This window comes from Spirosoma foliorum (assembly GCF_014117325.1).
GTDB lineage: Bacteria > Bacteroidota > Bacteroidia > Cytophagales > Spirosomataceae > Spirosoma > Spirosoma foliorum.
On the sequence record NZ_CP059732.1, the window covers coordinates 4867369 to 4888536 of the forward strand.

Annotated in this window: 17 protein-coding genes; 6 read left to right on the forward strand and 11 right to left on the reverse strand. The window is 44.6% G+C overall.

The annotated features are described in order from the left end of the window. Positions 1-7 precede the first annotated feature (7 nt). The gene (locus H3H32_RS20745) at positions 8-2365 is read left to right on the forward strand and encodes a penicillin-binding protein 1A (protein ID WP_182457551.1); all 2358 of its coding nucleotides are present in this window, start codon (positions 8-10) and stop codon (positions 2363-2365) included. A gap of 145 nt (positions 2366-2510) precedes the next feature. Further along, positions 2511-4322, forward strand: a complete 1812-nt coding sequence (gene uvrC / locus H3H32_RS20750) for an excinuclease ABC subunit UvrC (RefSeq protein WP_182457552.1) — start codon at positions 2511-2513, stop codon at positions 4320-4322. Positions 4323-4392: 70 nt separating this feature from the next. On the opposite strand, the gene porN is transcribed toward uvrC, so the two are convergent. The 8 genes from porN to sucD all read right to left on the reverse strand — a co-directional run bounded on the left by porN (position 4393) and on the right by sucD (position 13604). Further along, positions 4393-5436 carry a type IX secretion system ring subunit PorN/GldN gene (gene porN / locus H3H32_RS20755; RefSeq protein WP_182457553.1) on the reverse strand — a complete coding sequence of 348 codons (1044 nt, stop codon included), beginning with the start codon at positions 5434-5436 and terminating at the stop codon, positions 4393-4395. 56 nt (positions 5437-5492) lie between these two features. Beyond that, positions 5493-7079, reverse strand: a complete 1587-nt coding sequence (gene porM, locus H3H32_RS20760; RefSeq protein ID WP_182457554.1) for a type IX secretion system motor protein PorM/GldM — start codon at positions 7077-7079, stop codon at positions 5493-5495. Between the two features lie 129 nt (positions 7080-7208). Beyond that, on the reverse strand, positions 7209-8027 hold the full coding sequence (porL, locus tag H3H32_RS20765) for a type IX secretion system motor protein PorL/GldL (RefSeq protein WP_182457555.1): 819 nt from the start codon (positions 8025-8027) through the stop codon (positions 7209-7211). A gap of 38 nt (positions 8028-8065) precedes the next feature. Next, on the reverse strand, positions 8066-9199 hold the full coding sequence (gene porK, locus H3H32_RS20770) for a T9SS ring complex lipoprotein PorK/GldK (protein ID WP_182457556.1): 1134 nt from the start codon (positions 9197-9199) through the stop codon (positions 8066-8068). 253 nt (positions 9200-9452) lie between these two features. Then, positions 9453-10427, reverse strand: coding sequence for a PorP/SprF family type IX secretion system membrane protein (locus H3H32_RS20775; protein ID WP_182457557.1), 975 nt, complete (start codon positions 10425-10427; stop codon positions 9453-9455). Positions 10428-10610: 183 nt separating this feature from the next. Next, positions 10611-11393, reverse strand: a complete 783-nt coding sequence (locus H3H32_RS20780; protein WP_182457558.1) for a uroporphyrinogen-III synthase — start codon at positions 11391-11393, stop codon at positions 10611-10613. A 107-nt stretch (positions 11394-11500) separates the two neighbouring features. Further along, on the reverse strand, positions 11501-12508 hold the full coding sequence (locus tag H3H32_RS20785; RefSeq protein WP_240543434.1) for a DUF4271 domain-containing protein: 1008 nt from the start codon (positions 12506-12508) through the stop codon (positions 11501-11503). Between the two features lie 220 nt (positions 12509-12728). Beyond that, on the reverse strand, positions 12729-13604 hold the full coding sequence (sucD, locus tag H3H32_RS20790) for a succinate--CoA ligase subunit alpha (RefSeq protein WP_182457559.1): 876 nt from the start codon (positions 13602-13604) through the stop codon (positions 12729-12731). Positions 13605-13763: 159 nt separating this feature from the next. On the opposite strand from sucD, the gene H3H32_RS20795 reads away from it, so the two are divergent. Then, positions 13764-14354, forward strand: coding sequence for a hypothetical protein (locus tag H3H32_RS20795; protein WP_182457560.1), 591 nt, complete (start codon positions 13764-13766; stop codon positions 14352-14354). Between the two features lie 114 nt (positions 14355-14468). Further along, positions 14469-15536 (forward strand): DNA topoisomerase IB, encoded by a 1068-nt coding sequence (locus H3H32_RS20800; protein WP_182457561.1) that lies wholly within the window; start codon positions 14469-14471, stop codon positions 15534-15536. 54 nt (positions 15537-15590) lie between these two features. Here H3H32_RS20800 and H3H32_RS20805 read toward each other — a convergent pair whose 3' ends face one another. Further along, positions 15591-15785 (reverse strand): DUF2188 domain-containing protein, encoded by a 195-nt coding sequence (locus H3H32_RS20805; protein WP_182457562.1) that lies wholly within the window; start codon positions 15783-15785, stop codon positions 15591-15593. A gap of 58 nt (positions 15786-15843) precedes the next feature. Continuing rightward, positions 15844-17244: a TolC family protein gene (locus H3H32_RS20810; protein ID WP_182457563.1), complete on the reverse strand. Its 1401-nt coding sequence runs from the start codon at positions 17242-17244 to the stop codon at positions 15844-15846. A 106-nt stretch (positions 17245-17350) separates the two neighbouring features. Here H3H32_RS20810 and H3H32_RS20815 point away from each other — a divergent pair, with 106 nt between their 5' ends. Then, positions 17351-18982, forward strand: coding sequence for an amidohydrolase (locus H3H32_RS20815; protein ID WP_182457564.1), 1632 nt, complete (start codon positions 17351-17353; stop codon positions 18980-18982). Between the two features lie 89 nt (positions 18983-19071). Here the strand turns inward: H3H32_RS20815 and H3H32_RS20820 are convergent, their stop codons facing one another. Further along, complete coding sequence (locus H3H32_RS20820; RefSeq protein ID WP_182457565.1) at positions 19072-19533, reverse strand: 3-oxoacyl-ACP synthase; 462 nt, start codon at positions 19531-19533, stop codon at positions 19072-19074. Between the two features lie 193 nt (positions 19534-19726). Between H3H32_RS20820 and H3H32_RS20825 the strand changes: the two genes are divergently transcribed. Next, the gene (locus tag H3H32_RS20825; protein WP_182457566.1) at positions 19727-21085 is read left to right on the forward strand and encodes a cytochrome P450; all 1359 of its coding nucleotides are present in this window, start codon (positions 19727-19729) and stop codon (positions 21083-21085) included. Positions 21086-21168 lie beyond the last annotated feature (83 nt).

Genomic DNA, 21168 nt, shown 5'->3' on the forward strand with positions numbered 1-21168 from the left:
TTTAACAATGATTGAATTTGCCCCCGGAACCTACCGAACTATAATTCGAAATCTTTGGCGATACTCATTGCTCAGCATCGTTCTGCTGATTTTATATGTTTTAGCGGTTAGTTATAACTTTCTATGGCTCTTTGGTGGTATGCCAAGCTTAAAAGCGCTTGAAAACCCAAAAAGCGAAGAGGCCTCTGAAGTTTATACAGCCGATCATCAATTGCTGGGTAAATACTATGTTGAGAACCGGACGCTTATTGAAATTTCTCAAGTATCTCCTAACGTTACATCGGCGCTGCTAGCCACAGAAGATGCCCGCTTTATCAAGCACTCAGGCATTGATCCTCGCTCGCTTTTTCGGGCAATAGGTGGATTTCTCACGTTCAAAGACGCATCCAGTTCAGGTGGTGGCAGTACACTCACGCAACAGACAGCGAAAAATCTTTTCGATACCCGACAGGAAGAACTTCGTGGGGTATTGGGGAATGTGCCAATTATTGGCCTTGTCATTGCGAAAACCAAGGAGTGGATTCTGGCGGTTAGGTTGGAACGCAATTACACCAAACAAGAGGTCATGATGATGTACCTCAATACGGTGTCTTTTGGGAACAACACCTATGGAATCAAGACGGCGGCTAAAACCTATTTCAGTAAAGAGCCCTGGAATCTTAACGTCGAAGAAGCGGCAATGCTGGTTGGTATGCTTAAAAACCCAACATTTTATAACCCGCGTCTGTCTGAAGAACGCACAAGAGATCGTCGAAATGTTGTGTTAAGCCAGATGAAAAAATACAAGTTTCTGAGCGACGAGCAGTATTTCACTTATAAAAATAAACCGCTGAAACTTGATTTCAGTGTTGAAAATCAGAACACTGGTATGGCGGCCTATTTCCGGTCGGTCATTAAGGACGACATTAAACGGTGGATTCGACAGTATAATGAAGAGAATCCCGGTGCTGAGCTTGATCTTTATACAAGCGGGTTAAAAATTTTCACGACCATCGATTCGCGTATGCAGGCTTATGCTGAAGAAGCCGTGATGACCAACATGCGTGACCAGCAGAAGAAATTTTATGAACACTGGCGCGGTCGAAACCCTTGGGTAAAAAAAGACGATCGTACCAAAAAATATATTGAGATACCGGGTTTCATTGAAGATCGGGCCAAACGAACAACGCGCTATAAACAGCTTAAAGCGCTCTATGGGACAGATGATCAGGCCATCTGGCGTGATATGCGAAAGCCCATCAAGATGAAAGTATTTGTGTACGGAGGTAAACGGAATGAGAAAGATACGACCATGAGTCCGCTCGATTCCATTCGCTACTACAAACGGCTACTCAATACAGGATTCATGTCGATGGACCCTCGTAATGGCTATGTGAAGGCCTGGGTAGGTGGGGTGAGTTTCAAACACATGAAGTTCGATCACGTTCGCCAGAGCCGTCGCCAACCTGGTTCAACGTTTAAGCCATTTATTTACCTAACCGCTATGGATCAAGGTTTTGTTACGCCCTGTAGCCATCTAGTTGATCAGCCTACTACATTCGCTCATGGCGAAGACAACAACAATGGCCCAGCCTGGACACCCAAAAATTCGAACGGCAAATACAGCTACCAGAGTTTATCGCTACGAGAAGCACTAGGTCAGTCGATCAATACGGTTAGTGCTCAGTTGATTAAGAAAACCAGGTCGGAAGAGGTCATAAAATATGCGCATGAAATGGGCATTGAAAGTAAAGATTTACGAGCCGACCCAACGCTTTGTCTGGGCACCAGCGACGTATCTGTTTACGAAATGGTGTCGGCTTACTGTGCCTTCGCTAATGGGGGTATGCGTGTCCGGCCAATGATGCTGGTACAGATTCAGGATAAGAATGGCAATGTGTTAAAAGACTTTACGCCTGATGCCAAACAAGTTATCAGTGCCAACAGAGCTTACGAAATGCTTCACCTGATGCGGGGAGCTGTTGAAGAGCCTAATGGCACGGCTAAACGCTTAGAAACTCAGTACAAGCTATTGGAAGGTGGCAATGAAATTGCGGCCAAAACCGGAACAACCTCCAATTATTCAGATGGCTGGTTTATGGGTATGACGCAACATCTAGTGTCTGGATTATGGGTAGGTGGCGATGACCGTTCCATTCACTTCCGAAATATTGAACTAGGCCAGGGTGGTCGGGTAGCTATGCCAGCCTGGGCAGTATACATGCAGAAAATTTATAAAGACCCCACGCTGACAAATTATCGGCCAGAGCCATTCCGCAAACCCAATAACTTCAAAATTGATTGTGGGGGCTATCATATTGACTCTTCTCAACGGTATATTCCACCCAAAGTGGTGCCGGAAGATGAAGATGAAATTCTACAGTAATACTAAAAAGGCCAGCCCATTGCTGGCCTTTTTAGTAGGTAAATTTGAAGCAACCTTTCACTGATTTTGATTGTTTTGTAATACCGGCCATCTCGGTCGAAGACGCCATAAGATTAACGCTTGACCCGCTTGGTCTACCTGCAGTATGCCCGATTTTGACTATAAAAAAGAATTAACAAAAGTGCCCCACGAACCTGGGGTTTACCGCTATTTTGATGCGACGGGCGAGGTGATTTATGTAGGTAAAGCCAAAGACCTGAAAAATCGTGTAAGTAGCTATTTCACGAACTCAAAAGGGCATGATCGTAAAACTTTGCGGCTGGTTAGCCAAATCCGTAAGATCGAATTTACAATAGTCCACACTGAATTTGACGCGCTCTTACTCGAAAATCAGCTCATTAAACGATACCAGCCGAAATTCAACATTTTGCTGCGTGATGATAAAACGTACCCTTTTGTTTGCGTCACGAATGAGCATTTTCCACGAGTTATGACAACTAGGCGTATTGACCGCAAATTAGGCACCTTTTATGGCCCGTTTGCCAACCTGAAGCCAATGTATACTGTGCTGGATATGTTCAGCCAGTTATTTACTATTCGTACATGCAACTTCAACCTAGCTCAGGAAAATATCGAAGCGGGTAAATATAAAGTTTGTCTAGAATATCATATTGGCAACTGTAAAGGGCCTTGTGAGGGCAAACAAAGCGAACCTGATTATAACAATGACATTGAGCAGGTCCATCACATTTTAAAAGGAAATCTGAAACCGGCTCAGGAGTATTTCAAGGGGCGCATGGTTGAAGCGGCCAACGAGTTAGCGTTTGAGCAAGCTCAGAAATACAAGGAGAAAATGGACGTTCTGCAACGATTCCAGAGCAAATCAACCGTTGTAAACCCCAAGATTGCTGACGCCGATGTATTTTCGATAGCCTCTGATGAAGTTTCAGCTTACATCAATTTCATGAAGGTCGTGAATGGGACTATCGTTCAAACGCATACGGTTGAAGTCAAAAAGAAACTCGACGAAACTGACCCTGATCTATTGGCCATGATGATCATTGAGTTCCGAGAGCAGTACGGTAGTCAGGCGAAAGAGATTATCTCAAACATTCCGCTTGATGTAGATCTGAAAGCAGAAGTGACCGTCCCCCAAATTGGTGATAAGAAGAAGTTGCTGGACATGTCTTTGAAAAACGTGTTGTATTTCCGGCGTGAACGGCAGGAGCGAGCAGCCGCAGAAGCAACAGCCAGCGCTAGTAAAAAGGATCGTGTACTGATTCGTTTGAAGCAGGATTTGCAGTTAAAAACGCTGCCTAATCGCATTGAGTGCTTCGATAACTCCAATATCCAAGGTACAAATCCGGTTTCGGCTATGGTGTGTTTCATAGGTGGCAAACCAGCCAATCGGGAATACAGGCATTTTTCTATTCAAACTGTTGTCGGCCCTAACGACTTTGCCAGTATGTATGAAGTTGTTACCCGTCGATATACTCGTGTACTGACCGAAGGCACCGACATGCCAGACCTTATCGTAATTGATGGTGGTAAAGGCCAATTGAGTGCTGCCTGCGATGCATTGAAAGCCCTGGACTTATATGGAAAGGTGCCCATTATCGGTATTGCCAAACGGTTAGAGGAAATCTATTTCCCCGAAGATAACCTGCCGCTTTACATTGATAAGAAATCGGAGTCACTCAAGCTCATACAGCGCATTCGTGACGAAGCCCACCGATTTGCCATTACCTATCACCGGGATAAACGCAGCCGAAATAGCTTAATTAGTGAACTGGAAAATGTAGAAGGAGTCGGCAAAAAAACAGCAGCTAAACTCCTGAAACACTTTAAAGGCGTGACTAAAATTCGAGAAGCATCCTTTGATGAAGTGGCCGAAGTGGTTGGAAAAGACCGGGCGACAAAGCTCAAAGAATACTTCGATATCATTCAGAACGGCTAGCAATTGCGAGAGCGAACTAATAAGGCATAAAAAAAAAGCGGCTTTTAAGCCGCTTTTTTTTTATGCCTTATTAGTATTCCCAGAGACTATGCTCAGTTTCCATCAATTCGTATTCGGTTTGATACGATTTCAGCAAACCTTCCCGATCACCATACATACCAACTAAATCAGTATCACCTGGGTTAGCTACTTTCGTAATCCGACCATAGAATAACCGGAGATCAAAGGCATCGGCAAGATTTTTATGCTGTGCCTGATTTTGTGGGTTATACCAGATAAACTTCTTAGGATCACTACGGAACAGCTTGTCTAAATCCTTGTACTTGAACGAAGCGATAGGCTTCTCGTAACCAGCTGTATTCTTATCCGCAGGAAGCAGAAGTGTTACAGTCTGAATATCGTAATACAGACGAGAACGTTTTCGGTCAAAAATCCAGTCTTCTTTAATTTCCAGGATATTCAACTCTTTTGGAAAATATTCATCACCAGAAAGAACGGGTGCTTGCGCAACTGCTACCGTATCTTTCTTCGGTTCTACAACAGGAGCTGGAACAGTAGTTTTACCTTTCTTTCCTTTTCCTTTAACTATCGCCGATTTTTTCTTAGGAGCACCCCAGCCATCATCTGCTGGTTCAGCGGCTTTTTTAGGAGCACCCCAACCATCGTCAGCTTTTTTCTTGTCGTCCTTTTTAGGGGCATCCCAGCCATCGCTTTTACCTTTACCTTCTTCGGTAAAACCTGCAGCAATCTCTTCTTTCGACAAGCCACCACCTGTATTTGGAATCAACAGGTTCTCGTGAAATTTCTCAGGAGATATTTTCGTCGTACATGAATCGCTTGTGTAGGCGTCAATAAGACCAGCTTTCACAGCTTCCATCAAATACTTCGAGATTTCGTTATTCTTCGAGAACATCGACTGATTCTGTTTCTCCTTTAGGTCAATCCGACGCCAAAGGGTCTTCTTCATCATAATATCATTCTCGTTAATTCCACGAACCGAATTTGCATTCACAGCACTGTTCGCCTTTTCCTGAGCCAAGGCATTCTCCCCTGCCAACGCCAGCGCTGCTACCGCCAGCACACCAGCAAATCGTATCGTTTTAATTTGTGTCATGGCTTTATTTATTGTCCAACTTGTAAATGTAACGACCAGTAAACCACTTTAGTACGTTAATAAAGAGAAACCTGTGACAACAGACTTCCCATTGGGACATCACTGATTTCACCCCGGAAATTCCGGCGCTGAACACCATCAATTTCAATAATCAGGCGGTCACCAGGCTGAGCTTCAGCAGCTAGATCACTGATTGATCCACCACCTGCTCCTGTTTTGGTAAACTTAACCCGTTTTGTGCCACGTACCAGCGATATTGTTGCTCCTGTAGTACGGAAGTTAGCATCGTCGGGTGAGAAAGCGGCAAAACTCGGATCGGAAACAGCTTGAATCTTCACACTACGTGCCGATGATACAGGAACACCACGTGGGTCCGTTGCAGGCGTGCCACCAACAGATACTTGTATGCTCGGACGTGGTACTTTCGTCACCTTGAAATGTTCAGTTCCTAGCAGGCTACCGCTATTGCTAATATTTAACGCAACGTTTGCTGAGCTTGGCACTACAGTTACCTTACCTTTTTCACCAGATGCAATAACAGACGCGCCATCTGCACTTATATTTGGGTTCCATAAAGCACCTAATTGAGGGCTTTGGATACTCAATTTATTGGCACAACCGAGGTATAAAGGAGGCAATGTACCTGTTTCGATTTGGTAAGAAGGTTTCGCTACGAAATACTCCGCCGACAACGGAACCGTTTTTAAACCAGCCGGGGTCTGATAAGCAATTGAGCCTGTTAACACGCGACGAGCTAATCCGTTCTTATCATAAGAACCCCCCTGAGCGGTAAACTCAACAATACCCTGACCATCCTGCATACGAACTGCACCACCATTCAGACTCATACGAGGCTGAATACCAGATGACGAGGCCGCCAAAAACATTTGACCTTTAAACTTTGTACCCGCTACAACAACTTTCGAATCCATGCTAAGCATGGCAATGATTTTGTCGAATTTAACATCCTGTGCACCAACTTTACTAGCCAGCGCATCAAGTACTTCACCTTCAACTCGACGTACGTCGGCTTGCTTCTGACTTAAAACCGCCAACGCTGCAGGTACTGGTGTTTGAGCAAAATTCAGTTCAGCAAAATCCTTTCTTTTTTGATCAGGCGAATTGCTGGCAATTGGATCGTCTTTGCCGTCGAGTGCCATTGGGCTGTACTTCGCACCTGAATACTTCGAAAGGTTTTCAACATAGCCATTCAACTGATCTTTCAGTTTAAAAGCTGCTCCATTTCGGTTTGTACCGATCATGAGCTGGGCTACTTTTTCCTCTTCACTCAGGTTTTTAATATTACCCGATTCATCACGGCCACCGCCAGCCTCTACTAATTGCTCCTTAAGTTTGTCAATTTCAGAAATTACGTCTGCTGTTAGCTTCCGCACTTCGTCAGCTTGTTTAACAATAACGAGATCAGTAGCGCGATTACCTGATTTTTCGACAGTAGCCCGAATATTATCAAATGTACCCTGGTTAATTTTACCAACGGCACCTGTAGACTGCTCTAAGCTGTTATTAATTAAAACGAATTTTTCCAGAATGGCCGACGTGACTTGGAGAGCCAATAAAGCGGTCAAAACCAGATACATCATCCCGATCATCTTCTGACGGGGTGTCTCTTTTGTGCCTGCCATAAACTATGGTAGTGAGAATAAAAAAATGTGGAACAGTCCGCTTTAGCGGTTATCGTGTAAGAAGAGAAAAGTCTACATTACTATTATTCACAAACCAGTACTGGTTTGTGAATAATAGCGTAAACCAATTTATTTGCCGTTGCCACGCATAGCTGTCAACATGCTACCGTATACATTGTTAAGAGATGCTAAGTTACCGGTCAATTTAGCCAGTTCATTTTTAAACTGCTGTGTGTCACGGCTGGCATCACTCATGTTTTCCATAGCTGCGGTTAAGCTACCGTAGAAGGCGTTCATTGCTTTCAAGTGCTTGTTTGTATCCTGCAATTCCAGCTCATAAACTGCGTTCAAGGCACCCATATTTTTAGTTACCTTCTGGAATTGATCACGATAATCTTTCGCATCAGTAGTCGCATCGGCCATTGAATTCATAGCCGTAATAGCTGTACCATACGACTTATTCATTTCAGAAATCGAAGTCGATGCCGATTTTACGCTCTTAGCGTAATCATTTGTAGCAACGGTTGCGTCGGTAAGATCCTTGATTTTCGTTACTGTTTCGTTCAGGCTTCGGAAACCAGTACCCAACCGTTCAAATACGTCAGGAGTTACTTTAGCTTGCGCTAACATCTGGTCCATATTACCAGTCAGACCATTTGCTTGTGGAGCTGGTTTACGGGCTTCACCTTTAAAATCATCAGCTAGTTCAGGATAAACTTTTTCCCAGGCATATCCATCACCAGCTGTAGCTGGCATTGTAAAACTTTGTACTGCGTATAAGGCAAAAATAACTACTTCGGTTAGCAGACCGAGCGTAAGCATAAAGCCAAACTGCTCGTTGTGCGTGATTTTAGCCCAGGCTCCGAAAATAACGACGGCTGCCCCAGCACTATAAATAGTTGGTACTAAACGATCCCAAAAGAAACTCGTGGATTTTTCTGCTGCCATGATAAGCGATTATTGGATGGAATAGGTAATTGACTTAGTTATACTTTTTTAGCTGACTTTTTGCTGCTTTTACTCTTGCTGCTTCCTCCTACCTTACCACCACGAGCCGATGCAGTACGCCCTTCCAGATTATCCATTACACAACGGAAGCCAATGTAAGAACGCTTCTGGTCTTCATATTCATAATAACGAGTACCCGTTTCGAGATAGTAAGCAATATCTTTCCAGGAACCACCACGAACCACTTTGCGAGGTTCATCAGCATTCTGGTTGTCGGGGTTCATATCCCAAACGATAGCGTTTGTATTATCGGCATAAGCATCACGACACCATTCGGCAACGTTACCAGCCATATTATATAGACCATAATCGTTGGCGCTATAGGCATTTGCTGGAGCGGTGTAAGGATAGCCATCGGCATCAAAATTACCACGCTGTGGTTTAAAGTTAGCCAGATAGCAACCTTTGCCGTTGGCTACGTATGGGTTACCCCAAGGATATTTAGCCCCACTTTTGCCACCACGTGCTGCCCATTCCCACTCTGCTTCTGATGGCAGGCGGAATCCAAATGAACGATACCCACCTTCTTTATTCCGGAAGTCGTCGAGGGTGTTGGTACGCCACTTACAGAAATGCTTTGCTGCAATCCAACTCACACCCACAACTGGGTAGGTATCAAAAGCCGGGTGAGCGTAATAGTGTTCCAGCATAGGATCACCATTGTGGTAAGTAAAGTCGTTTTTCCAAACAGTGGTATCTGGATAAAACTTAGCCATAATTTCTTCTTCACCCAATGTCGATACCGAATCAGCCAATAATGCATTGACGTACTGCCGATATTCATGGTTGGAAATTTCAGCATCATCCATGTAGAAAGAACTGATCGTCACCTGACGGTTCATGTTAATTTGGGTAGCTGCCACATCCTCGTCGGCTTGACCCATAATAAACGAACCTGATGGAATGAGAACCATACCATAGGGAGTGGGTTGTTTCCAACCTTTCCGTCCAGTGGCGGTAATTTCTCCATTTGTAACGCCTACTTCTCCTCCTTTGCCGCCTTTGCCGCCAAATTTTGACTTCAGAAAGCCACAACCTTGCATTAGCAGTACCACTGCTGCGACCATCACTACCCGGGTTGCGTTGACTGTTAACCAGTTATACTTCATCATCGTAGACCTTTTCTTCTTCTTCTTGTGCGAGACCAGACTAAAAACGAAAATCTGTTTGGTTATTGTATGTTAAACCGGGTTCAGAATTATTTTCTATCAGTATTCTTACTCAATTCCGGTTCTATTTGGAAAAACTCGTTTGACCTCAAATCAACCTATTCCCCAAAAATAAGCGACCAGTTGCAAACAGCCTAACAAGAATATTGCCAAAATGGTCTTAATGGCAAAAATTAAGCTAGCGATTGGTCTAAAATTAATAGCGAAAACGCGGAGTTCTCACAATAGGTTTTTTGCGGGCATCGGGTGCTGGCAAGGCATAACCCAATATAAGTTCATGCGACGTTGGACTTTTTATTTGAGCGCCACTTGTTACAATATCCAGCGAATATCCAACGCGTAGTGCATTATTACGCATTAAATTTATCCCAACGGTAGCCATCAAGGCATCCTTCAATCGATAACCGACGCCAGCCCAAATTCGATTGTCATAGGTTCCGACTAAATTAACTGTCGCTACCGATCCACGGACTCCTTGAAGTGTACTATACTGAACTAACACGGATGGCTGAATATCAATGTTATAACCCAGTCCAAGTCGATACCCAGCGGATAAGTATGCTTTAGGTTCAGACGGATCAAGCGAGCGGTCAGTCACATAGCTATAGGTGGCTTTATTCAGGTGAGAAACGCTGACACCTAACCAATAGTCGGTTGTGTTGTAATAAACGCCTGCACTAATATCAGGTTTAAACTGGTTAATGCGTCCGGTTGGAATTAATGGATCATTTGGGTCTGTGGCCCGAAATTGGCCAAAGTCAAACCCCCGGTTAAACATGCCCGCTTGTACCCCTAATGCCAATGTACCGTTTTTCAGGGCTAAGCGATACGCATAAGATACTTGCACAGCCTGATTAATAGAAGGGCCGTATTTATCGTTCAGTGCATAGATACCAATACCGCTCTTAATGCTTGCCAATGGCATATTAAACGACAGTAACTGAGTACTTTGTGCAGCACTACCATCGCCATTACCAGCAGTCTGGTAACCTAGGTACTGCGTTCGCTGTGTGATCTGCAATCGTGACACGCCCTCCGACCCTGCCGCTGCCGGATTGTAATACAGCGGATTATACATGTATAAACTGAACTGGGGGTCTTGTTGCGCCCGGGCAGTTTGAGCAGCAATGGCCAGTAGTAATAAGGCGTAAACGTAAAATGTGCGAATCATACAGCCTAAGCGAAATTCAGAACGGCAATTGATCAACAATCACAGCGTTCTGTTAAACAATATCACAGTTTACAACTAAACGCGTGTAAAGACAAATTATTGGCCCGTAAATAACGGCTAAATGCCGGAATTGAGGTTATTTCTCGGTTCCGGCATTTAGTTTTATATAACAACAATCGTTTATCAATTGTTAGCCTTTTTCAGATACAAATCTAAGGCACCTGTCATAGAGGGTGCGTTCGGCAATGGAGCCTCAATATCGAGGGTTAATCCAGCTTCTGTAATCGCTTTGGCAGTGGTTGGACCGAAAGCTGCCAACCGCGTTCCATTTTGATTAAAATCTGGGAAATTGCTTAATAACGAACTAACTCCCGACGGGCTAAAAAAGGCGATAATATCGTAGCTCTTGATATCCAGATCCGACAAATCAGTTGGAACTGTCTCATACATAACAGCTTCTGTGAAATGCAGGCTACTGGTATCCATGAATTCGGGAATATCATTCCGCCGAATGTTTGAGCAGGGGAACAGAAATTTCTCGCTCTTATGCTTTTTAATCAGATCGAACAGTTCGGTAGCCGTTTTAGTCCCGTTAAAGATTTTACGCTTCCGAATGACAATGTATTTCTGCAAATAATTGGCCGTCTGTTCCGAAATACAGAAGTATTTCATATCGGCGGGAACTTCAACCCGACCTTCCTGGCAAATCCGAAAGAAGTGGTCGATAGCGTTACGGCTCGTGAAAATAATTGCCGTATGGGCAAGAATATTAATTTTCTGACGCCGAAAATCCTTAAACGACACGCCCTCAATTTGAATAAAGGGTCTGAAGTCAATTTGAAGATTGTACTTGCTAACTAAATCAAAATACGGAGATTTTTCGTCGGCGGGTCTGGATTGGGTTACTAACATCCGGTTTACTTTCGTAAGCCGGGCCTCTGTGGATTGCATACTAGTCTCGTTCATTGAATCTCTACTCGGGTCAATAGTCAGTGCAGTCAACAGTTTCTGTCAACAGTTATAGAACGCACTTAGTAACTGTCAATAGCTTCCTGATGCTGAAAACTCATCCATCACAGTGCAAAACGCAAACCGATGATGAGTGGAATCAATTCAACGATACAAAGGTACGAAAATAAATAAAGATTCTTGATAGGATCAACACTACGTATGACGAAGTATAAGAGAGCTAAACGGGCAGCATAGAAGACAATCAATGGCAACAAGATAGCATTTTGCGCCCAAGTCGTTGCCGATGTGTTATAGGCAATGATAGCCAGCAAGAGAGTCAACGTGGTGAAAAATAGCAGAGATGACTGTAGAATTTTAAAATAATGGACATTCACCACCTCCTGCAATTTGTAAAGCCCTCCCATTATTTCTAAAGCCACGTACTTACCAATCAGGCTTAAAAAAGCGACGCCACTCAGCAAAAAAAACTCGCCCACCAACCAACCCAATTGCTGTTCTCCTGGTAATAGAGCCCGGGATGCAAAAACATCTAGGTTACGGCTTTGTACAAAAACAATCAGGTAAGCAATGACAAAGCTTAAATTCAGGGCAAATAATGTATTCGTACTGCTCAATGGTCGATTAATGAGGAATGAATCATCTTGTGAACGTATTGAGACTAGATCTCGTAAACTATAAAACCGGTAAAAGGCCCGACTATTGAAGCTAAATAAAAACGCATGGGTAGCTAATAAGAACAGCAGACCCAAACTCAGGAAATTGTCATAGATCGTCCGAACACGGGGCCGTACGCTCAAGTTATTATCGTTTAATACGACCGGCTTCTGCGTAGCCGACTTAGGGTAACCAATAAACAACTGCTTATTATCGAGCCCAGGCGCACCATAAATCGTCAGGAAAATTTCTGGTTGACGATAAACCCGGTATAGACTATCAATACTCAAAACCTGCCACTGATCGGCCTGGAGTTTTCGTTTGAGAGCCGCGTTGATAAACAGAAAGCCATCTTGTCGGGTAGACATCACCAGACTATAATGCCGGTTGCTTTCCAGGTCTACATAAACACTCAATGCCGTTTGATCGGCGTGTAATTCGTTGATATACGGCACGTAGGCTTTCGCACGCTCGTCATATATCTGAAAATCATTATGAAAATCGTGAACGGGATAATACTTACCACCCGGACCAATACCGCTGGTACGAGGCTGTGCCTCAGCAGATAAAAAAAAAGAGCGAAAGAGCCAAAGAGTGAATGAGCGTTATTACAGCTATAGCTGCCTGGCTCATTACATATCTTTCGCTCTTTCGCTCTTTCACTCTCTAACTCTTTTATTTGCCCAACGCTTTCAGCATCGTGTCGCCAATGAGGGCTGGAGACTCAACTACATGGATGCCACATTCCTGCATAATCGCCATTTTAGCAGCAGCTGTGTCATCTGCACCGCCAACAATAGCACCAGCGTGACCCATACGACGGCCTTTAGGTGCAGTTTGTCCAGCAATAAACCCAACAACGGGTTTCCGGTTGCCATCGGCCTTAATCCAGCGAGCGGCTTCGGCTTCCATACCACCACCAATCTCACCAATCATAACAATCGCATCAGTGTCAGGATCATTCATGAGCAGTTCAACCGCCTGTTTCGTAGTTGTACCAATGATTGGATCTCCCCCGATACCAATAGCTGTTGATTGCCCGAGGCCAGCTTTGGTCAACTGATCAACGGCTTCATACGTCAGCGTACCAGACTTAGAAACGATCCCAATCCGACCTTTCTTAAAGATGAAGCCAGGCATAATACCTACTTTACATTCTTCGGCAGTCATAACACCGGGGCAGTTTGGCCCAATGAGTCGTACATCTTTATCGGCCAGGTAGTTTTTTACAGCTACCATATCTTCCGTTGGGATACCTTCAGTAATGCAAATGATTACTTTGATACCAGCTTCGGCAGCTTCCATAATAGCATCGGCAGCAAAAGCGGGCGGTACGAAAATAATGGAAACGTTGGCCCCTGCCTGCTCAACAGCCTGTTGAACGGTGTTGAATACAGGGCGGTCGAGGTGAGTCTGGCCACCTTTGCCAGGTGTTACGCCCCCAACAACGTTAGTACCATATTCGATCATCTGCTGGGCATGAAAACTGCCTTCCGAGCCAGTAAAGCCCTGGACGATAACTTTAGAATCTTTGTTGACTAAAACAGACATAACAGGTTTTAGAAATCGTTGGCGATACGGTTATGAAGAGGAAAGAGAAATAGACAAAAGAAAAAGGATTCTGTGGTTGACCACTTCTTATTCTTAGGTTTACTCGTCTTACGTCTTTAAAAGTTGGGCAAAAGTAGCCGAAACTTCGTAAATTACGTGATGATTTTTTCGCACATCCTTTCCGGTTGTATTCTGGCCGGAGCGGGCGTCGTGGTGTTTTTGCACTTTTTCGGACGCATTTCTCTCTTCAATCGCCTGTTATGGGGGGTATTTTTGTTAACAACATCGCTGGCTGCCCTAATTGGGGTGCTTTATTATACAGGCAATGAATCCATGCGCCCACTCCATCAGTCTATGATTTTACTATCTGATACACTGGGAGTTGCCTGCCTTATAACTGCCGTCTATGCCTTATTGAACCGCCAAACTCTTTCCTTGATTACATTCGTAGCCACTGTTTTTTTTGGGTTGCTACTGTTCACCGGATTACTATTTCCTAATGCGCGTGTTTTTACACCGATCGTGCCCTCAATGGGCATTTTAGTATTGATGTTGCTAGCGGTTTTTTCATTAATGCAGCGAAATAAACGGGGCCTCTGGGTGGTATTGGCAGCTATGATGATGGGATTAGCCACGAAAGCCGAAGCCTTTGACTCGCTAGTTCACCCAACCGATTTTTACCATTATGCCACAGCCATTGCGTTATGGCTGTTCGGAAAATCCGCAGACTGGCGCGTTGGTATTGTCTGAAAATTATTTATCAGGAAAAAAGCAAGCCGCTTAACCAATCCCTATCACGACGAGTTACCTTCTCAATTCTTTCCATGTCGGGAAGGATAAACTAGATCAAACGACTCAACGAACGTGAATTTATTGGAGTTAGCGCATAGTCCAGCCCTGGTCGCTAAGGCCGCCCGGCTGGTGTATATGAATGATACAATGCCGGGCATTCATCGCCAGCGAACTGGCAGTCAGTTTACGTATGTTGATCCTGCTGGCCAAAAACTGGAGGACGAAGAAACCCTGGCCCGAATTCGTAGCATGACTCTACCCCCTGCCTGGGAGGACGTCTGGATCAGCCCCAAGGCTAATGGCCATTTACAGGCAACTGGTATCGATACTAAACATCGAAAGCAGTACCGCTACCATACAAAATGGAATGCGATTCGAAGCGAAACAAAATTTTTTCGGATGGTTGCTTTTGGGCAAGCACTGCCTTTACTGCGGGCACGTTTAGCCAAGGATTTAAAAGTGAAGACGCTTTCCCGCGAAAAAGTAATTGCGATTGCGCTCAGTGTTATGGAACAAACCCTAATTAGGGTAGGTAATGCAGCCTATGAAAAAGAATATGGTTCCTATGGTCTGACAACGCTAAAAAACAGGCATGTCAAGCTCGAAGGCAGCGAAGCACGGTTTAGTTTTAAAGGTAAAAAAGGCATCTATCACGACATTACACTACACGATAAGCGACTATCTCGCTTAGTCAAAGCTTGCCGCGATATTCCTGGAAAAGAATTATTTCAATATTTCGATCAGGATGGTAATCGCCATTCCATTGACTCAGGTATGGTGAATGAGTATCTGCACGAAACAATGGGCGACGATTTTTCGGCGAAAGACTTCCGCACCTGGGCAGGCACCGCCAATGCCTTACGACTTTTAGTTGAATTGGAGCCTTGCGATACGGAAAAAGAATTAAAGAAAAATGTAAATACGGTGCTGGATGAAGTGGCACATCAATTAGGCAACACCCGCACTGTTTGCCGAAAACATTATGTTCATCCGCAAATTCTGGAGGCTTATGAATGTCAGGATCTTAATCCATATATCAAACAAAAAGCCCGATTTCGCCAAACCAGTCCTTTTGGCCTCGATGGTATTGAGAAGCTACTGCTAAAATTTCTCAAAGATCAGGTAAAGTTGGTGAAGTAAATGCCGTAATAGGCCTTATTCACTTCACCAACTTTACCTGATCTTTATCGTTGTCTACGTATTTGCTTTCCGAATTTTAATCCCTCTGTTCGAAGCCCACTCTTCGGCTTTGGCGGTTGCAATAGCAATAGCGCGCTGTTCTTCATTCCCCTCAGCTAGCAGGGCATTGGCGATATCAATGGCTTTGTTACGTACTGGAGCCATGAAATTCTTCAACGAATTTGGGTATTCTTTCTTTGTCCAGGGCATATCAGTAAATTAGTTTTGTTAGTCTAGTAGGAAATTAACCTCTTAGCTAACCAACTGTTTACTGCTGACGGCCAAGCTCTTGAGTAATCGTACTACTTAAGCGAAGAAGTTCGATCTCGGCAGTTTTGGCATTATATTCAGCATCGATCAACCGAAGTTGTGCATCCAGCAAGTTGCGTTGTACATCCCGAAAACCAACAGCCGTCAGCGTTCCCAATCGGTAGCGGTCGTAGGCAATGTCTACGTTCTGCGTCGTAATTTTATAATTCTGTACTTCGAGCGATAGCAATTGCAAGTTGGTTCTGTACTGCTGAAATGTCTGGTTAAGCGCTAACTCTAGCTGTACACGCTGGTTATTCGTCTGGTATTCAGCATTAAGTGCGTTAGCAGTAGCTACCTGTTTTTGGCGACGCAGGTTAAATCCATTAAAAATGGGCACCGATGCCTGAATACCATAGGTAAGCCCGTTGTTCCGGGCTGTTGCTAAAATTGAGGTTCCACCCGCCTGGTTATTAACAGCCGTATACGCATAGCCAGATAATAAGTTTACGGTTGGATACTGTTGTGCCTCGGCCAGTTTTATGTTTAGATCTGCCACTTTACGATTTAATACGGCAGCAGCCAGCAAGGGGTTATTAGAAAGCAACGACTCCCGTAATTGCTCAAGAACCAAATTAGAGCGGACTATAATTGTATCCTGTACGGCAAATTCAGTAGTAGGGTCGCGCACAAGAAGCGTATTCAGTAAAATTTTAGCGTTCGACAGGGCCAATTGCTGGCCTATCAGCGAGGCACTATCGACATTATAATCTACCTGAGCCGTCAGATAATCCACTTTCGAGAAACTACCTACTTCGAAGTTAGTTTTGGCCAGATCAAGTCGATATTGTGAAATATCAAGTGCCTGTCGTACAGCGAGTAAACGCTGTAATTGTCGCACAACATTATAATAACCCGTTGCAACGCTGGCTAACGTTCCTTCAATATTGGCTCTGGTATTTACTTCGCTAATTCGGACTAACTCTTTTAGCTGATCAAGCACGTAAAACGTTGCAAAGCCATTAAAGATGTTCCAGTTTAAGTTAACACTAGCGGTTGTATTTTTACTGATAACACCTGGCAGATCGGTAGGCTGGGTGGTTTGTATTAAATAAGACTGCCGTATGTGCTGGTTCGAGTTGTTATTGGTTAGGTTACCACTCAAGACAGGTAAGAAACCAGCGTTACCCAGGGTGTTATTATAGGCAGCTATTTGTTGCTGCGTCTGGGTTATTTTAATCTGATAGTTTTGGGCAAGTGCCGTTTGAATGGCATTAGCCAAGGTAACTACTTCACCTTGCTGAACAATTGTAGCATTGCGTAGAGCACGTTGAATAGGGGTTTGAGCGGGTTGAGTGGGTTGCTGCGCAAGAGCCAGTGTAGGAATACAGGTAAAAAAAAGCCAACTGCTGAGTTTCATTGATTCGAGGTTGATAAGAACAAGTAAGACAAAAATAAGAGAATCTTCAATTAGCCCGTCAGCTTATTCACCTTTCGCCTATCTTGCATCTTTCCTTTTAATCCTCATGAAACGTCATCTACTGCTATTTTCTACTCTTGCAGCTCTGGTTACGGGTTGTTCTTTCAAAAAAAAGGCTGATTTACTCGTTAAAAATGCACAGATCTATACCGCAGATTCCAGTTTTTCGATGGCGGATGCGTTTGTTGTTCAGGATGGAAAATTTCTGGCAGTGGGATCGGAACAGGCATTAGCCGGCCAATATGAAGCAACTACTACACTAGATCTGGAAGGCCAGCCCGTTTATCCGGGTTTCTATGATCCTCATGCCCATTTCTTGGGATTAGGCCAGGTATTGGATCAGGCCGATCTGGTTGGCGCAGAGTCGTACGATGAAGTCATTGAACGGCTGAAAACATTTTATAAAGCCCATCCGAATGTTTTATGGCTTAGCGGTCGTGGATGGGACCAAAATGACTGGCCCGAAAAAGTTTTCCCAACAAAGGAGAAACTGGATGCTGCCTTCCCAAATGTGCCCGTCGCTTTGATGCGTGTAGATGGCCATGCGCTGCTTATCAATTCAAAAGCGCTTAGGCTGGCTAATATAACGGCTGGCTCGAAACTCCCCGGTGGCGAAGTTGTTCTCGAAAACGGCCAGCCAACGGGTGTATTGGTAGACAATGCCATGCAGTTCATCAGACGGGTAATTCCGCGCCCCGACAACGCTGATAAAACCCGCATGTTATTGAATGCCCAAACGGCCTGTTTTGCCTTGGGCTTGACAACGGTATCTGATGCCGGTATTAGCCCCGATGAAATTAATCTGATCGATAGTTTGCAACAAGCGGGCAAACTCAAGATACGCGATTATGCCATGATTAGCCTTGGCGAACCCAATCTGGATTATTTTCTCAAACGAGGCCCATTTCAGACCGATCGGCTAACCGTACGCTCCTTCAAGCTTTATGCCGATGGAGCCTTAGGTTCACGGGGAGCTTGTCTACGCCAACCCTACAGCGATCGCCCCGAAACAAGCGGGTTTCTTTTACTGGCTCCATCAGAGCTAGAACGGGTAACAAAACTTATCTACGCGTCTAAATTTCAGGCAAACACTCACTGCATTGGTGATTCGGCGAACCACTTGATGCTCGATTTATATGGCAAGTTATTAAAAGAGAAAAATGACCGTCGCTGGCGGATCGAACATGCACAGGTAGTATCACCGGAAGATTTTGTGAAGTTTGCCCAATATTCGATTATTCCATCGGTACAACCCACCCATGCTACCTCAGATATGTACTGGGCTGGCGATCGACTGGGATCAATTCGGGTTAAAGGGGCCTATGCCTTTAATGATCTGATGAAACAGAATAGTTTAATTGCTTTTGGCAGCGATTTTCCGGTTGAAGCTCCTAATCCGCTATTTGGCTTTCATGCCGCTGTAGCTCGCCAGGATGCTAAAAATTTCCCGGCAGGTGGGTATCAAATGGAGAATGCTGTCGACCGTAAATCAGCTCTATTAGCTATGACTCGCTGGGCTGCCTACGCCAATTTTGAAGACCAACTACGAGGATGCATCGCTCCTGGCAAACAAGCTGACTTTGTGGTTCTTGATCAGGATATTATGACTGCTCCGAACCAGAAACTACGGCAGACCAAAGTACGCCAGACCTGGGTCGGTGGCGAGCGGGTTTATTAGGTCTGTTAAGGAATAGAACGCTGATAGGTATGATGATTATGATTTACTAACATCATAATCATCATACCTATCAGCGTTCTATTCCTTCTTCAATATACTTCCAGAACCTGATAAGCCATTTTATTGAACACGACCGAATCGCCGGCCTTTCGCCCTGACAAAGCAATTCCAATTGGCGACGCTGCTGAAACGGCAAAGTAATCCGTTCCGTCGAGTGTCAGTTTACCAGCGCCAATACTGATAAAAAACTTCCCCCGACTTGTCATGATTAGGCTTCCGGGTTGACCAATAGTAAAACTTTTGTCGATGTTAATCTGCTTCAGATCGCGCTCAACCTTCTGAGCTTCGGCTAAAAGCTGGGCATTTCGATCACGCTCAAGTTGGGCCATAGCTCTCCCTGTTTCGTATTTATCGCCCGCGCTGCTTTTCGATTCCGAATTAGCCGCTTCCTGCGCGGCTTCCATTGCCTGCTTTGCGGTACTAACCCGCAGTTGCACATAGACTTCGCACTGTGCAAAAAGGGCAGCCTTTATTTGTTGTTGATTCGACACGTTACTGGTTTCTAGGGCGCGAAGTTAGCTCATCTAAAAATCTAATTTATACAAGCTCATTTTTCACATAATAAAGAGGCATCGTATTGTTCCAGCCTAGTGATTTATGTGAATGCTGGAGAGGTAGTGAATTTATAGCAATTCTGTCAGGTCAATCTTATCTTTATAACCTTTCTGAAAATGCTTTTCATTGATGGAAACGACAGCTACTTCTGCCCTTCCTGTGCCTTTGCATCCGGGCTTGCCCATGTTAGGAAACACATTGGCTTTTCTGCGCAATCCACTAGGTACGTTACATACCCTGCAACGGCAACACGATCGTCTGGTGCACTTACGCATTGGTGGAAGGCATCAGTATTTGGTGCTTCGGCCTGAAGATGTCAAGTATGTGATACAGGAAAATCACCGCAATTACGGGCGTTCGCCAGCCTTTGAAATCCTGAAGATTTTTCTGGGGAATGGGCTATTGACTAGCGATGGTGATTTCTGGCGACGTCAACGGCGATTGGCCCAACCGGCCTTCCACCGGCAACGGTTAGCTGCCTTAACAATGACCATGATTGCCGAAACGGCCAGTTGGATTGATGAACTGGAACAGCATCGAAACAAACAGTCCATTAACATGTCGCAGGCATTTATGGACGTAACGATGCGTATTGTTTGCAAAACACTGTTTAGTTCTGATACAACGGGGAAACTGGACGGTCTCTCAAACGCACTCGATACACTTAATTATCTGGCCAATAAGAAGATGCTCAACCCACTTCGATTTCCTTATAGCTGGCCAACTCCCGATAATATACGCTCCAAACGAGCCCGAGCCCAGGTCGATTCGTTTATTTACGGTGTCATCGATCAACGGCGGCACCATCAGGAAGATAAAGATGATTTATTGGGCATGCTGCTGAGTGCCGAAGATGAAGACACAGGCGAAAAAATGTCAGACCAACAACTACGCGATGAATGTGTAACTCTTTTTTCGGCAGGTCACGAAACGACGGCTGTTTCTATGGCCTGGACAATCTATCTGTTAAGCCAACACCCTGATGTACTAGTTCGACTCCAAACCGAGAGCAGAGAGGTTCTATGCAATGAGCCTATGCCCTCGCCCGACAAGTTTCGGTCATTAACGTACACATTGCAAGTCGTGCAGGAATCGCTACGCTTGTACCCTCCTGCCTGGATTATGAGTCGACGGGCGCACAACCCTGACCACATTGGCCCCTACACGATTCCAGCAGGTGACACAGCCCTGATCTCACCTTATCTATTGCATAGAGACCCAACCAACTGGCCCGATCCTGACCGATTTGACCCTGATCGGTTTGTAGCGGGCGGCCTTAAAGATCAACTCCATTCGTATGCGTATCTACCCTTTGGTGGAGGGCCTCGCTTGTGTATTGGGAATCAGTTCGCCTTGATGGAGATGCAAATCTTATTGGGCATGTTGGCTCGTTCGTTTGATTTTAAATCCGTCGCCAATCAGCGCATTATTCCTAAGCCATTGATCACATTACGACCTAGTCAAGCCATTTACATTAATTTATTGTAAATTTTCTTTTATACTATTTAAAGAATTTTACAGGTAAGCCGTTCCACGTTACCAGCAAAAACCCCTTCTCTCAGCCGGTTAGA

What these genes read in the sequence shown, in the direction of transcription:
- porM (WP_182457554.1), bottom strand. Translation starts at nt 7,079, where the DNA reads ATGGCAGGCACAAAAGAGACACCCCGTCAGAAGATGATCGGGATGATG.
- porN (WP_182457553.1), bottom strand. Translation starts at nt 5,436, where the DNA reads ATGACACAAATTAAAACGATACGATTTGCTGGTGTGCTGGCGGTAGCA.
- porK (WP_182457556.1), bottom strand. Translation starts at nt 9,199, where the DNA reads ATGATGAAGTATAACTGGTTAACAGTCAACGCAACCCGGGTAGTGATG.
- porL (WP_182457555.1), bottom strand. Translation starts at nt 8,027, where the DNA reads ATGGCAGCAGAAAAATCCACGAGTTTCTTTTGGGATCGTTTAGTACCA.
- H3H32_RS20795 (WP_182457560.1), top strand. Translation starts at nt 13,764, where the DNA reads ATGATTTTTTCGCACATCCTTTCCGGTTGTATTCTGGCCGGAGCGGGC.
- H3H32_RS20805 (WP_182457562.1), bottom strand. Translation starts at nt 15,785, where the DNA reads ATGCCCTGGACAAAGAAAGAATACCCAAATTCGTTGAAGAATTTCATG.
- H3H32_RS20775 (WP_182457557.1), bottom strand. Translation starts at nt 10,427, where the DNA reads ATGATTCGCACATTTTACGTTTACGCCTTATTACTACTGGCCATTGCT.
- H3H32_RS20745 (WP_182457551.1), top strand. Translation starts at nt 8, where the DNA reads ATGATTGAATTTGCCCCCGGAACCTACCGAACTATAATTCGAAATCTT.
- sucD (WP_182457559.1), bottom strand. Translation starts at nt 13,604, where the DNA reads ATGTCTGTTTTAGTCAACAAAGATTCTAAAGTTATCGTCCAGGGCTTT.
- H3H32_RS20815 (WP_182457564.1), top strand. Translation starts at nt 17,351, where the DNA reads ATGAAACGTCATCTACTGCTATTTTCTACTCTTGCAGCTCTGGTTACG.
- H3H32_RS20810 (WP_182457563.1), bottom strand. Translation starts at nt 17,244, where the DNA reads ATGAAACTCAGCAGTTGGCTTTTTTTTACCTGTATTCCTACACTGGCT.
- uvrC (WP_182457552.1), top strand. Translation starts at nt 2,511, where the DNA reads ATGCCCGATTTTGACTATAAAAAAGAATTAACAAAAGTGCCCCACGAA.
- H3H32_RS20780 (WP_182457558.1), bottom strand. Translation starts at nt 11,393, where the DNA reads ATGAACGAGACTAGTATGCAATCCACAGAGGCCCGGCTTACGAAAGTA.
- H3H32_RS20825 (WP_182457566.1), top strand. Translation starts at nt 19,727, where the DNA reads ATGGAAACGACAGCTACTTCTGCCCTTCCTGTGCCTTTGCATCCGGGC.